We start from the raw sequence: 13,748 nt of genomic DNA, 5'->3' as shown, positions 1-13,748 counted from the left end.
GTGACAGCCTTTCTACAAGTGACCGATCCAGTTAACTCCACTGCTTTCCTTTTGCCACCTGTCAGAAATGACAGTTCGAATGACCGCTGATCGAATTTCCCCGCGCCTGCGGGGGGCTCCTCAAGGGCCGTGCAGCGCGGCCTGGATCTGCTGGTGAAAATAGGCCAGGGCCGGCTCATTGCGCCCGAACACGATGTCCTGGCGGGTGGTTGCGGCGAATCCCCGCTGTATCTGCTCGGCCAGGGGGAAGTCTTCCTCGTCGACGGTGCGTACCAGCAGTTCCATATTGCGGTCCCAGTGGGCCCTGGCCTTGTCCGTCAGGGCTGGTTGCGGGCAATACAGCGAGGCTTGCACCCGGCAACGGTCGGCTCGAACCTCATCGGGAAAGAAGCGGAACATCTCGAAATGATCGCCTTGCCAGATCAGCACGGCGTTGGGGAACAGCACATAGACAATCGCCGAATGCCTGAGGAAGTCCCACTCGGCCTCGGGCTGGTCCCGCAGTTCCAGCAGCGCGAAGGCGCGGTGGACCAGTTCGACCTGGGTTGCATGTTTCATGGAAAAGGCTCCCTGTCCGTGGGGGGAGCCCATACGTTGAGTCAGGGCAGGCGGGTTTGTCTGCTGTCAGAAATGACAGTTCGCAGCGCCGTCTGTCGCTTTTTGCCGGTCAGGCCACCTGATGCCGATACGGCAGGTCCGGGCCGGTGCGGCTGCAGGTGATCGCCGCGGCGCTGACGGCGAAGTCCAGCATGCCGTCGATCTGGGCCTTGTCCAGGCGTTCCAGGCCCTCCACCGAGTCCAGTCGCTGCTCGGTCAGCCAGGCGATCAGGGCGGCCTGGAAGGTGTCGCCGGCACCGACGGTATCGGCCGTGACGACTTCGCGCGCCGGCACCGACCAGTGGCCATGGCGGCGGCTGAACACACTGGCGCCCTGGGTACCACGGGTCAGGAAGACCACCTGGCAGCGCTGGGCCAGCCATTCCTCGGCAACGCTGCGCGGGTCGCGATCGGGGTAGAGCAGGCCCAGGTCCTCGTCGCTGACCTTGATCATGTCGGCATGCTCGGCCAGTTCCGCGATGCGCTGGCGCCACAGTTCGATATTCGGCTCAGGGTTGAGGCGCACATTGGGGTCGAGGGTGATCAGCCGGCGACCGCTTTCCCGACGTACCAGGCTCAGCAGGGTATCGGCGATCGGCTGCACCACCAGCGAGAACGAGCCGACATGCAGGCCACGTACCTCGTCGCCGAGCCTGGGCAGGTGCCCTGGCAGCAACTGGCGGTCGGCACAGCCTTCGCCGCGAAAGCTGTAATGGGGCGAACCGTCGGCACCCACGGCGACCATCGCCAGGGTGGTGGGGGCATCGAAGTCCAGCAGGTAATCGGCGCGCACGCCTTCTTCGCGCAGGACCTGTTGCAGGCGGCGCCCCAGGTAATCGGTGGACAGCCCGGCCAGCAGCGCCGAGTCGACGCCCAGGCGGCGCAGGCCGACCGCGACGTTGAACGGCGAGCCCCCGGCGATCGCCTTGAAGTTCACTTTCGATGTCTGCCCGCTTGCGTCGGGCTCACTGAAAAAATCAAACAGTGCTTCACCACAGACCAGATACATGGATGCTTACTCTTGAATGGCCGCGACCTGTTGGCGGTAGCGGTGATAAATCGGTTGATAGGCGCTGACATTGGCCGGGATCGGCCGGGTTTCGCTGGCGGCATCGAGACTGACGCAACGCTCGCACAGTTCGGCCAGACTGTGAATCGCCCCGGACTCGCACCAGGCGGCCTGGATCGCCGCACCGAGGGCGGCGGCTTCGCCCTGTTCGGTACAGACCACCGGGGTGTCCATGATATCGGCGACCATCTGTCGCCACACCGCGCTTTTCGCACCGCCGCCGGTCAGGCGGATACCGTGGCTCTGCAGGCCGTTGCCGCGCAGCAGGTCAAGGCCGTAGCGCAGGCCGAACGTGGTGCCTTCGACCACGGCCCGGCAAAGATTGGCCTGGGTCAGGTTGGTCAGGGTCAGGCCGAGCAGGCTGCCGGTGGCCTGGGGCAGGGCGGGCACCCGTTCGCCATTGAGGAACGGCAGCATGCTGACACCGTCGGCGCCGATGGGGGCCTCGCGCACCCGGGCATTGAAGTCATCGAGCCCGAGATCGAACAGTTCGCGCACCGCGCCGGTGGCGTTGGTCAGGTTCATGGTGCAGATCAACGGCAGCCAGCCGCCGCTGGAAGAGCAGAAGGCCGCGACCGAGGCGTCGGGGCTGATCAGCGGTTGTTCGGCGTAGGCGTACACGGTGCCGGAGGAACCCAGGCTCATGGTGATCACGCCCGGTTGGATATTGCCGGTGCCGATGGCGCCCATCATGTTGTCGCCGCCGCCGCTGGACACCAGGGCGTCGGGGTTGATCCCCAGTTGCCGGGCGATTTCGGGCAGTACCCGACCGACCGGCTGGTGGGCTTCCAGCAGCTCCGGCAAGGCCGCTTGCAGGCGCCCGCTGGGGTCGATGTCGCGCAGCAGTTGCAGGTCCCAGCTGCGCTTGCGCACGTCGAAGTAGCCACTGCCCGAGGCGTCGCCGTATTCCGCGCAGGCACGACCGGTCAGCCAGTAGTTGAGGTAGTCGTGGGGCAGCAGGATATGGGCGATCCGGGCAAACAGCTCGGGATGCTGTTCCCGGGTCCAGAGCAGCTTGGACACGGTGTAGCCGGGAGCGATCACCAGGCCCAGGCGTTCGAGCGAACCGGCTTCGCCGCCCAGGTGTTCCAGCAGGCGCTGGTTTTCCGGGGTGGTTTCGGTGTCGCACCAGAGCTTGGCCGGGCGCAGGACCTGGCCTTGCTCGTCGAGCAGCACCAGGCCGTGCTGCTGGCCGGAAACACCGATGCCGAGGATGGCCTGGCCGTCGACCCCGGCGGCCTGCAATGCCTGGCGGGTGGCCAGGACAAAGGCCTCCAGCCATTGGCCGGTGTCCTGTTCGCGGCGGCCATTGGCACCGCTGATCATATCGTGGGGGGCCGAGCCCTGGCCGAGCACCTGGCCGCTGACGATGTCAAGGACAATCGCCTTGGTGCCCTGGGTGCCGCAATCGATGCCGAGGTAGAGTTTCTGGTTCATGGCAGTACCTGGTGGTTGTGACTCGGTCATTCAATCCCGTTTGGCCAGCATACGCTCCAGTGTCTTGCTCACACCCACTTCCCGCAAGCTGTTGAAGCAGTTTTCGAAGGCGGCGACAAACGCCGCCGAGCGGGGAATGGCCGTACCGAAGATTTCTTCCACCGCCAGCAGGCGCTGGACGATCAGGCTGTCATCGGCCACCAGCGCCTGGCAAAACTCGGCCCGCGGGTCGGGAATGCGGTAGGTCGTGCCGTTTTCATCGACGCCCTTGAGGTACAGGGCCCAGGCCGCCACCACCAGCGCCGCGCGTTCGGTTTCGCGACCGTCGGCGATCAGCCGGTTGATGGTCGGGATGGTGAACTTGGGAAACTTCGACGAACCGTCGGAACAGACCCGTTCCAGCTGATCGGCAATCGCCTGGTTGGAGAAACGCTCGACCAGGGTGTTCTTGTAGTCGGTCAGGTCGATTCCCGGCACCGGCGCCAGTTGCGGGGTCACATCCAGGTCCATGTAGGCCCGCATGTAGGCCACGAACAACGGATCGTTCATGGTTTCGTGGACGAAGCGGTAGCCCTTGAGGAAGCCCAGGTAGGTGAGGGCCAGGTGGCTGCCGTTGAGCAGCTTGATCTTCATCTCTTCGTAGGGGGTGACGTCGTCGGTGAACTGGACGCCGACCTTCTCCCAGGCCGGCCGGCCGTTGCCGAACTTGTCTTCCAGGACCCACTGCACAAAGGGTTCGCAGACCACCGGCCAGGCGTCGTCGATACCATGCTCGTCATGCAGTTGCAGGCGATGGGCGGCACTGGTCATCGGGGTGATGCGATCGACCATGGCGTTGGGGAAGCTGACATGCCCGGCGATCCAGTCGTGCAGGTCGGCGTCGCGCAGGGCGGCAAAGGCCAGCAGTGCCTTGCGGGTTACCGCGCCGTTGTGCGGCAGGTTATCGCAGGACATCAGGGTGAAGGCCGGGATGCCGCTGGCGCGGCGCTTGGCCAGGGCCGCGCAGAGGAAGCCGAAGACGGTCTGTGGCGCGTCAGGATGGCGCAGGTCGTGCTGGATCTGCGGCAGGTGGCTCATGAACTCGCCGTTGCTGTCGTCGATGCAGTAGCCGCCCTCGGTGATGGTCAGGGACACGATGCGGATCTGCGGCGAGGCCAGTTTGTCGATCAGCGCCTGGGCGTCGTCCTGGGCCAGCAGCATGCCGCTGATGGAGGCGATCACGCGGGTCTCGGTGTCGTTGCCGTCCCCCAGTTCATAGAGCGTGTAGAGATAGTCCTGGGCCGCCAGGGCATCGCGTACGCCCTGGTCTTCCTTGCGCAGGCCGACGCCGCAGATGCTCCAGTCCAGGCCTTCGCCGAGGTTCATCAGGGCGTCGGTGTAATAGGCCTGGTGGGCACGGTGAAAACCGCCGACGCCGATATGGGCGATGCCTTGCCGGGTGTTGGCCGCCGCGTACTGCGGCAGCGCCACTTCAGGAGCCAGGTTGTGCAGGTTCTGTTTGTTCAGGTTCATTGCAAAGTGCTCTCGTCAATCAGGCGGCAGCGCGCAGCGGGCGGGCGACCGCCACACCGTCGTCATCGAATAGGTGGCAGTGGGTGCTGTCCAGGTGCAGGTTGAGCGTTTCGCCGTACTGGCTGGCCAGGTCGCCGCGGATACGCATGGTCAGCGGCTCGCCGGAGCGGGTCACGACGTGGCAGAAGGTGTCGCTGCCCAGGCGCTCGCCGACATCGGCGGTGACTTGCAGGGTGCAGTCCCCGGGTTTGGCTATTTCCAGGTGTTCCGGGCGGATGCCCAGGGTCACCGGGCTGCCGACGCTGAGGCTGGCGCCGCTGTGGGGCAGGTTGATACGGGTGCCGGCCTCCAGTTCGACTTCACAGCCCTGGCCGTCGACGCGGCTGACCTTGCCCTTGAGGAAGCCCATCTTCGGCGTGCCGAGGAAGCCGGCGACAAACAGGTTGGCCGGAGAGTGGTAGAGCTCCAGGGGCGAGCCGACCTGCTCGACGCGACCGCTGTTGAGGACCACCACCTTGTCGGCCAGGGTCATGGCTTCGACCTGGTCGTGGGTCACGTAGATCATGGTCGCCTGCAGTTCCTTGTGCAGCCGCGCCAGTTCCAGGCGCATCTGCACCCGCAGGGCGGCGTCGAGGTTGGACAGCGGTTCGTCGAACAGGAAGATCTTCGGATTGCGCACGATCGCCCGACCGATGGCGACCCGCTGGCGCTGGCCGCCGGAAAGTTGCTTGGGCTTGCGTTCGAGCAACGGGCCGAGTTCGAGGATGCGCGCGGCCTCGTTGACCTTGCGCTCGACCTCGGCCTTGGCCACGCCGGCCAGGTCGAGGGCGAAAGACATGTTCTTGCGCACGCTCATGTGCGGGTACAGGGCGTAGGTCTGGAACACCATCGCCAGGTCGCGCTTGGCCGGGCTGACTTCGGTAATGTCGCGACCGTCCAGTTCGATGGTGCCGGAGGTGACTTCCTCGAGCCCGGCGATCAATCGCAGCAGGGTGGACTTGCCGCAGCCGGACGGACCGACGAAGACCACGAACTCGCGGTCACGGACCTCCAGGTCGATGCCCTTGATGATGGAAAAGCCTTCGAAGCCTTTTTGCAGATTCTTGATTTTCAGGTTGGCCATGGTGAGGCTCCTCTTGAATTGTGGGAGCCGGCTTGCCGGCGATGAGGCCCTTGGGCCTGGCGGCGACCATTCGGTCGTCATCGCTGGCAAGCCAGCTCCTACAGGGGTTCTGTGGTGTTCAAAAATGCCGGTCTATTTCACGGCGCCGAAGGACAGGCCGCGTACCAGTTGTTTCTGGCTGATCCAGCCGAAGATCAGGATCGGTGCGCAGGCCAGGGTCGAGACGGCGGACAGCTTGGCCCAGAACAAGCCCTCGGGGCTGGAGTAGGACGCGATCAACGCCGTCAGCGGCGCGGCACTGGAGGAAGTCAGGTTCAGCGACCAGAACGCCTCGTTCCAGCACAGGATCAACGACAGCAGCATGGTCGAGGCGAGCCCGCCCTTGCTGATGGGCAGCAGCACCCGGACCATTTCCTGCAGCAGTGTGGCGCCATCGAGGCGGGCGGCTTCGAGGATGTCCTTGGGGATGTCCTTGAAGTAGGTGTACACCATCCAGACCACGATCGGCAGGTTGATCAGGGTGTAGATCACGATCAGCGCGATGCGTGTATCGAGCAGGCCGAAGGACTTGGCCAGCAGGTAGATCGGCATCAGCACGCCCACCGGCGGCAGCATCTTGGTGGAGAGCATCCACAGCAGGGTGCGCTTGGTCCGCTGGGTTTCGTAGAACGCCATGGAGTAGGCCGCCGGTACGGCGATCAGCATGCACAGCAGCGTGGCGCTGAAGGAGATCACCACCGAGTTCCAGGCGAAGTGAAAGTAGTCGCTGCGTTCCTGGATATGCAGGTAGTTCTCCAGCGTCGGGGTGAAGAAGAACTGCGGCGGCGTGGCGAATGCATCGATCTCGGTCTTGAAGCTGGTCAGCACCATCCAGAAGATCGGGAAGAAGATCAGGATCGCGATGGCCCAGGCCAGGATGCCGAGCAGCACGCTTTGCAGGCGCCGGGATTGTTTGAGTGTGAGGGTCATGGCGCGGGCCTCAAGGCTTGTCTGTCAGGTTTTTGCCGATCATCCGCACCAGGATGATCGCGGCGATATTGGCGATGATCACGGCGATCAGGCCGCCGGCCGAGGCCATGCCGACGTCGAACTGCACCAGGGCCTGGTTGTAGATCAGGTACGCCAGGTTGGTCGAGGCATAACCCGGACCGCCGTTGGTGGTGGTGAAGATTTCGGCGAATACCGAGAGCAGGAAGATGGTTTCGATCATCACCACCACGGCAATCGGCCGGGCCAGGTGCGGCAGGGTCAGGTGCCAGAAGATCGCCACGGGACCGGCACCGTCCAGGCGCGCGGCTTCCTTCTGTTCCTGGTCCAGGGACTGCATGGCGGTCATCAGGATCAGGATGGCGAAGGGCAACCACTGCCAGGAGACAATGATGATGATCGACAGCAGCGGGTAATGGGCCAGCCAGTCCACCGGCTGGGCGCCGAACAGGCGCCAGAGAGCGGCGAGAATCCCCGAGACCGGGTGGAATATCAGGTTTTTCCAGATCAGCGCGCCGACCGTGGGCATGATGAAGAACGGCGAGATCAGCAGGACCCGGACGATGCCGCGACCGAGGAATTCGCTGGCTTCCAGCAGGGCCGAGATCAGCACGCCGAACACCACGCTGATCAGCAGCACGCTGCCCACCAGCAACAGGGTGTTGGTGGCGCCGGGCAGGAAGCCCGAGTCGGTGAGGAAGTAGGTGTAGTTCTCCAGGCCGACAAACTGGTTTTCGCCCGGATAGAGCAGGTTGTAGCGGATCAGCGAAAAGTAAACGGTCATGCCCAGGGGCACGATCATCCACAGCAGCAACAGGCCGACTGATGGTGAGACCAGGAACCAGCCGGGATTGCGCAGACGGCTTTTGCGCAACGGCTGGGGTATATCCATATGGGCTTTGGCAGTGGAGGTATTCATGGTGTTCAAAACCGATTAGGTGCAAGGAGCGGGCAATCTGTAGGAGCTGGCCTGTCGGAACGCCGCATCGCAGCGATAGCGACCGAAAGGTTGCCGCAAGGCTCAAGGGCCTCATCGCCGGCAAGCCGGCTCCTACAGGGGACGGTGTGTCCCTGTTACTTCGGATAACCCGCGCGTTTCATTTCACGCTCGGTGAAGGTCTGGGCATCGGCCAGGGCCTTGTCGACCGTGGTCTGGCCGGTCAGTGCGGCGGAGAACTGCTTGCCGACCTGGGTACCGACAGCCTGGAACTCGGGAATGGTCACCAGCTGGATCCCGACATAAGGCACGGGCTTGGCGCTCGGGTCTTTCGGGTTGGCGGCTTTCAGCGATTCCAGGGTGATCCTGGCGAACGGCGCGGCCTTCATGTAGGCCTCGCTGTAGGTCGAGGCCCGGGTGCCCGGCGGTACGTTGGCGATACCGTCTTCCTTGGCGACCAGTGCCCCGTATTCCCTGGAGGTGGCCCAGCTGCTGAACGTCTTCGCCGCGTCCTTGGCCTTGGAACTGGTGGGGATCGCCAGGGCCCAGGAGTAGAGCCAGGCCGAACCCTTCTCGGTGACCTGGTGCGGTGCATAGGTAAAGCCGACGTGATCGCTGACCTTGCTCTGGGTCTTGTCGGTGACGAAGGAGCCGGCCACGCTGGCATCGACCCACATGGCGCACTTGCCGCTGTTGAACAGCGCCAGGTTTTCGTTGAAACCGTTGCTCGAAGCACCGGGCGGGCCGGACTTCTTCATGGTCTCGACGTAGAAGTTCAAGGCGTTCTTCCACTCGGGGCCGTTGAATTCCGGTTGCCATTTCTCATCGAACCAGCGCGCGCCATAGGCGTTGGCGACGGTGGTGATCAGCGCCATGTTCTCGCCCCAGCCGGCCTTGCCGCGCAGGCAGATGCCGTACTGTTCCTTCTCGGGATGGTTGAGCTTGGCGGCGAACTCGCCGATCTGTTCCCAGGTCGGCCGCTCGGGCATGATCAGCCCGGCGTCCTTGAACAGGTCGGTGCGGTAGTAGGTCATGGAGCTTTCGGCGTAGAACGGCAGGGCGAACAGGGTGCCCTTGACCGACAGGCCGTCGCGGACCGACGGGAAGACGTCGTCGATATCGTAGGCGGCGGGGAGGTTGGTCATGGGCTCCAGCCAGCCCTTGGCGCCCCAGAGCGCGGCTTCGTACATGCCGATGGTCAGCACGTCGAACTGGCCGCCCTGGGTGGCGATATCGGTGGTCAGGCGCTGGCGCAGGACGTTTTCTTCCAGGACCACCCAGTTCAGCTTGATATCCGGATGCTCGGCCTCGAAGGTCTTCGAGAGCTTCTGCATGCGAATCATGTCGCTGTTGTTGACGGTGGCGATGGTCAGGGTCTGGGCGCCGAAACTGACGCCACTGATGGTCAGGCAGGTAGAGACGAGCAGAGCTTTTGCAATGGCTTTCATCGAACACTCCTCTTCTTGCGCGCAGTGGCGGTCGAAGGTCGGTTTATTGTTTTTGTGTCTTCCGGTGTCCAGGAAGAATCTGCAGATGATTACAGCCCTCAATCGCCGTGCTGACAAATCCTTGACGACACTTCAATCGATACTTTTTTGCACTGAGGCGGAATGTCGCAGGCCGGCGAAACAGTGGTTCGGGAGGGGATGGCCCGCAATCGGGGCTCGGAGAAGGGGTAAATCAGTACAGGTTTCACGGCAAAAAAGCGTCAGCCGCGCGCCCGATCGTTCCCACGCTCTGCGTGGGAATGCCTCACTGGACGCTCCGCGTCCATTCTTGTGACGCAGAGCGTCACAGCTGCAAACGCTCCGTCTGGGAACGATCGGGGTTGCCTAGCCGAGGTTCTGCTCGGTCAGGCGCTGCACCACCAGGCGTCGATAATGCGAGGGGGTCATGCCCTTGAGCTGCTGGAAGCGCCGGTTGAAGTTGGAAATATTGTTGAAACCGGACTCGAAACACACATCGGTCACCGGTTTGTCGCCGTCGGCCAGCAGTTCGCAGGACTTGCTGATCCGCAGGCGATTGACGAACTCGACGAAACAGCGCCCGGTGGCCTGCTTGAACACCCGGGAAAAATAGGTGGGCTTCATCCCCAGGTACTCGGCGACCTCTTCCAGCGGCAGTTCCCGGGCATAGTGGGCAAAGATGTAGTCCACGGCGCGGTTGGTGCGGTCGATATTGTTCTCGTCGGCCAGTTGCGGGGTGGTGGCACCGGAAAGCAACTGGTAGTCGGTGCAGCCGCTGAGCAGTTCCAGGAGGATCAGGAAGTGCCCCAGGCGCGTCACGCCCTGGGCGTCGGCGATACGCTGCATCAGCTGCGTGGCCTGGCGGATGGTGTCCTTGCAGCGGAATTCGATGCCGTACTGGGCCCGTTCGAGCAACGGCGCCAGGGTTTTCAGTTCGGCAAAGATCTGGTGTCCTTCCTCGAACAGCTCCTCGGTGAAGTTTACCAGCATGTCGCGTTTGGGCACCACTTCGTCCTCGGCCACCTGGCTGATCCAGTTGTGGGGGAGGTTGGGGCCGGTCAGGAACAGGCTCTGCGGGTAGAAATTGCCGATATAGTCACCAATGAAGACCTTGCCGGAGCTGGCGACGATCAGGTGCAGTTCGTATTCCTTGTGGAAATGCCAACGCACCAGCGGGCAGGGAAAACCATGCTGGCGATAGATGATGGACAGGCCATTATGGTCGTCCATCAGTTCATAGGAAGGATCGGTGACGCGGGCTGTTCGGGTCATTGGAGGCGCTTTTATTGTTATCGCTGTCCGATAATGCCTCCTTCACGAGCCGGCTGCCAGCCTTGTGCGGACGGTCGCAGCGGACCGGACCGACGGCCATGGCCTTGCGGCCCTTTATTCAGGAGCAAAACAGTGAAGACCGTTCTATTGATTGGAATCGGTTCCGGTCATCCGGAGCAGATCACCGTGCAGGCTATCAAGGCCCTGAACCGGGCTTCGGTCTTTTTCCTGCTGGACAAGGGCGAGGCCAAGGATGAACTGGTGCGTCTGCGCAAGGAAATCTGCCAGCGTTACATCGAGCAGCCGGGTTATCGCCTGGTGCAGGTCAGCGATCCGGTCCGCGAAGATGCCGAGGCGTCCTATCGGGCCGGTGTCGAGCGTTGGCATGAACAGCGCGCCGAACTGTTTGCCCGGTTGATCGACGAAGAACTGGCCGAGAACGAGTGCGGCGCCTTTCTGGTCTGGGGCGAGCCGAGCTTGTATGACAGTACCCTGCGCATCCTCGATCGGGTCGTGGCCCTGGGCGGTCCGGCGTTCGACGTCGAGGTGATTCCCGGTATCAGCAGCGTCCAGGCCCTGGCGGCGCGCCATCGGATTCCCCTGAACCGCATCGGCGAACCGATCCGCATCACCACGGGACGACGCCTGGAAGCCGCCGACCTGGACAACGTGGTGGTGATGCTCGATGCGCATTGCGCTTTCGCTCAGTTCGCCGACCAGGCGCTGGAGATCTATTGGGGGGCGTACCTGGGGACCGAGGATGAACTGCTGGTAAGCGGCAAGCTGCATGAGGTGCAGGGGCGGATTCGCGAACTGCGCGAGGCCGCCCGGCTGCGCAAGGGCTGGATCATGGACACTTATCTGCTGCGACGGCCCCTGAATCCGGGCTAGTAAGTACTCCGGCATTGATCGGGCGGTTTTCCTGTATCTCTACGAGACGGTTCTTACAGAGGAAGGCAAGCGGTGTCGTTTAGTGTCCGCTGCATTCGAAAATCGCCCGTGAGACCCCTATAACGCCATGAGCACCGTACTCGGTATTGAACGATTTCAATGGCTGCCCCTGATGCTTGTCCTGGGGTTGGTCAGCTTGCCTGCGCTCGGGCAACCGCAGGTTGCGTTGTCCTACAGCGGCGGGGTGTTCAACATCGACCCGGCCACCCTGGAAACGACCTTGCTCCGGGACAATGGCGAAGTCTCGACCCTCAGTGCCCCGGCATTCCCCGAAACCGCCAGGGCCAGCGACCTGGCGGGCCGGCGCTGGCGTATTCGCAACGGCCGCGAGCGGTTCCAGGTCGAGGTCGGGATCGAGCAGGACGCCCTGCGCCTGTCGATACGTGCCGAGCAGCCGGGCCGGCTGGATTGGCCCAGACCCATGGAAGCGAGGGCCATCGAAGCCCATGCCATACCGTTCGGCGAAGGCAGCTATATTCCTGGCGACGACCGGCAATGGCTGGACTGGCTGGTACGGCGCTATGAGCCCGATGCGCTGAACGGGCGGCTGTCGATGCCGTTCTGGACCGAACTGCGCGCGGATCATTCGGTGACCTGGCTGGTGCAAACCCCGTTCGATACCCGCTTCAGCGTGATCGAGCAGGATGAACGGCCGCTGCCCCGACTCAGCCATCAGTTCAACCGGCTGGCCGAGGGCGCGGCGTATACCGTCAACGTGGCGATCGGTCCACGGGATCCGCTGTACGGTGCGCGTTTCTATCGCCAGTGGCTGCTGGAGCACGACCGCTTCGTTTCGTTGAAACGGAAAATCGAGCGCCAGCCCCAGGTCGCCAGGCTGGGCGGCGCCCCGCATATCTACCTGTGGGGCGCCGGCCCCTTGAAAGCCGGAGATATCGCCGACTGGCCGGCGTTCCTCAAGTTCTTTGCCGCGCGCCGGGCCGATCCCCGGCATCTGGCCTCGCGGTTGTGGGAAGCCTTCGATCCGCAGGCGCGGGAAAGTTTTGTCGCGGCGCTGCTGGAGGCCGAGGCGGGGGACGCCGGCGTGTCGACCTTCGGCAGGATCGAGGTGACCCGGGCACTGAACAGCGCGTTGCAGCATGCGCTGCCGTCGGTACCGATCGAGCCGCTGCCGGGCAACCACGATCCGGCGGCCAGCGTCGCCTGGGGCCATACGGTCCGCGAGCAACTGGTCGAAGCCTTCGGCCCGTGGCTGGTGGCGCCGCGCCGCTGGGGTGGCGGGCTGTCGCTCGACACCGTGGCCGCGCTGCAGCAAGCCGGCCTGACCAAGGCCTGGCTCGGCGCGGATGACTGGCGTGACGCCATGTGGCATCCCGAAGCGGTGGAAGCGGCGAAGGCCTCGGGTTATCTGGTGGCCGTCTACGACAGCTATGGCAGCGCGCACCCTTCGAACCTACGGGCGACCTGGGCCACGGCACAAATGGGCGATGAGCTGGCGGCAGCTGGTTATCGCGACAGCAAGGGCGACAAGGTGCGCGGCTTCAGTGGCCGGGGCGTCTATGTCAACGCCAGGCTGGTCGAACCCTACGCACAACGGCGGATCTCCGCGGTGGCGCGGGCGGCACGTCTCAACAGCTATTTCCTCGATGTCGATGCGGCCGGCCCCGAACTCAAGGACTACACCCCCGGTCGGGAAACCAGTGAACGCGAAGACGCCGAAGCCCGGACCCGCCGGCTGTTGTATCCAGCCCGGGCGCTGGACCTGGTCACGGGTAGCGAAGGCGGGCTGGCATCCTACGCGGCAAATATTGCCTACAGCCATGGCATCGCGACCCAGCCGTTTGCCTGGATGGACCCGGATATCGGCAAGAACAAGCAGTCGGCCTATTACCGCGGCGGCTACTGGCCGCCGGAAACGCCGGCCCTCTACTTCAAGCCCGTGCCCCTCAAGCCCTCGCTTGCCCGTTTCGTGACTTCCGCGCAGTTCCGGCTGCCGCTGTATCAGCTGGTGCTCCACGACAGCCTGGTCAGCACGCACCATTGGGAATACAGCTCGTTGAAGTTTTCCAGCGAGCGCGAGCACACGGCATTGCTGCAACTGCTGTACATGGTGCCGCCGCTGTATCACCTCAATGATCGGGTGCTGGCGCGCGACTTGCCGTTCATCAGCGCCTATGATCGGGTATTCCGGCCCTTGCACGAACGCCTGTTCGTCGAACGCATGAGCGATTTCCAGGTGTTGTCGGCCGATCGCCAGTTGCAACGTTCGGTGTTCGCCGACGGCACCCTGATCACTGTGAACTTCAGCCAGAAAAGCCTGCGTTCGCCGGAAGGACGGCGACTGCCGCCACGTTCGGCGCTGATCCTGGTGCCGGACCAGGAACCGCAATTGATCGAGATCGCCCGGCTCTTCGCCGAGACGTGATGACGGATATGGCC

At 63.6% G+C, this 13,748-nt stretch carries 11 protein-coding genes; 2 read left to right on the top strand and 9 right to left on the bottom strand.

What is annotated here, in order from left to right:
- Positions 1-120: 120 nt before the first annotated feature.
- The 9 genes from HX881_RS02795 to HX881_RS02755 form a co-directional block, all read right to left on the bottom strand.
- Positions 121-558 carry an SRPBCC family protein gene (locus tag HX881_RS02795; RefSeq protein ID WP_177082643.1) on the bottom strand — a complete coding sequence of 146 codons (438 nt, stop codon included), beginning with the start codon at positions 556-558 and terminating at the stop codon, positions 121-123.
- 109 nt (positions 559-667) lie between these two features.
- Positions 668-1,606: a carbohydrate kinase family protein gene (locus tag HX881_RS02790; RefSeq protein WP_177082641.1), complete on the bottom strand. Its 939-nt coding sequence runs from the start codon at positions 1,604-1,606 to the stop codon at positions 668-670.
- Positions 1,607-1,612: 6 nt separating this feature from the next.
- Positions 1,613-3,103 (bottom strand): xylulokinase, encoded by a 1,491-nt coding sequence (gene xylB, locus HX881_RS02785; RefSeq protein WP_177082639.1) that lies wholly within the window; start codon positions 3,101-3,103, stop codon positions 1,613-1,615.
- Between the two features lie 30 nt (positions 3,104-3,133).
- Positions 3,134-4,615, bottom strand: coding sequence for a mannitol dehydrogenase family protein (locus HX881_RS02780; protein ID WP_103032590.1), 1,482 nt, complete (start codon positions 4,613-4,615; stop codon positions 3,134-3,136).
- Between the two features lie 19 nt (positions 4,616-4,634).
- Positions 4,635-5,738: an ABC transporter ATP-binding protein gene (locus tag HX881_RS02775; protein ID WP_177082637.1), complete on the bottom strand. Its 1,104-nt coding sequence runs from the start codon at positions 5,736-5,738 to the stop codon at positions 4,635-4,637.
- A 132-nt stretch (positions 5,739-5,870) separates the two neighbouring features.
- The gene (locus HX881_RS02770; RefSeq protein WP_017128457.1) at positions 5,871-6,707 is read right to left on the bottom strand and encodes a carbohydrate ABC transporter permease; all 837 of its coding nucleotides are present in this window, start codon (positions 6,705-6,707) and stop codon (positions 5,871-5,873) included.
- Positions 6,708-6,717: 10 nt separating this feature from the next.
- Positions 6,718-7,644 (bottom strand): carbohydrate ABC transporter permease, encoded by a 927-nt coding sequence (locus tag HX881_RS02765; protein WP_042936471.1) that lies wholly within the window; start codon positions 7,642-7,644, stop codon positions 6,718-6,720.
- 155 nt (positions 7,645-7,799) lie between these two features.
- Complete coding sequence (locus HX881_RS02760) at positions 7,800-9,110, bottom strand: ABC transporter substrate-binding protein (RefSeq protein WP_177082635.1); 1,311 nt, start codon at positions 9,108-9,110, stop codon at positions 7,800-7,802.
- 384 nt (positions 9,111-9,494) lie between these two features.
- Positions 9,495-10,400, bottom strand: coding sequence for an AraC family transcriptional regulator (locus HX881_RS02755; RefSeq protein WP_103032591.1), 906 nt, complete (start codon positions 10,398-10,400; stop codon positions 9,495-9,497).
- A 132-nt stretch (positions 10,401-10,532) separates the two neighbouring features.
- Here HX881_RS02755 and cobF point away from each other — a divergent pair, with 132 nt between their 5' ends.
- Together cobF and HX881_RS02745 are read left to right on the top strand one after the other, a co-directional pair.
- Positions 10,533-11,291, top strand: coding sequence for a precorrin-6A synthase (deacetylating) (cobF, locus tag HX881_RS02750; protein ID WP_177082633.1), 759 nt, complete (start codon positions 10,533-10,535; stop codon positions 11,289-11,291).
- A gap of 127 nt (positions 11,292-11,418) precedes the next feature.
- On the top strand, positions 11,419-13,734 hold the full coding sequence (locus HX881_RS02745) for a glycoside hydrolase (RefSeq protein ID WP_177082631.1): 2,316 nt from the start codon (positions 11,419-11,421) through the stop codon (positions 13,732-13,734).
- The last annotated feature ends 14 nt before the right edge of the window (positions 13,735-13,748 follow it).

Origin of the sequence: Pseudomonas gingeri (assembly GCF_013386115.1) — a bacterium.
GTDB lineage: Bacteria > Pseudomonadota > Gammaproteobacteria > Pseudomonadales > Pseudomonadaceae > Aquipseudomonas > Aquipseudomonas gingeri.
The sequence above is the reverse complement of the archived record's forward strand: the minus strand, read 5'-3'. Positions and strand labels throughout refer to the sequence as shown.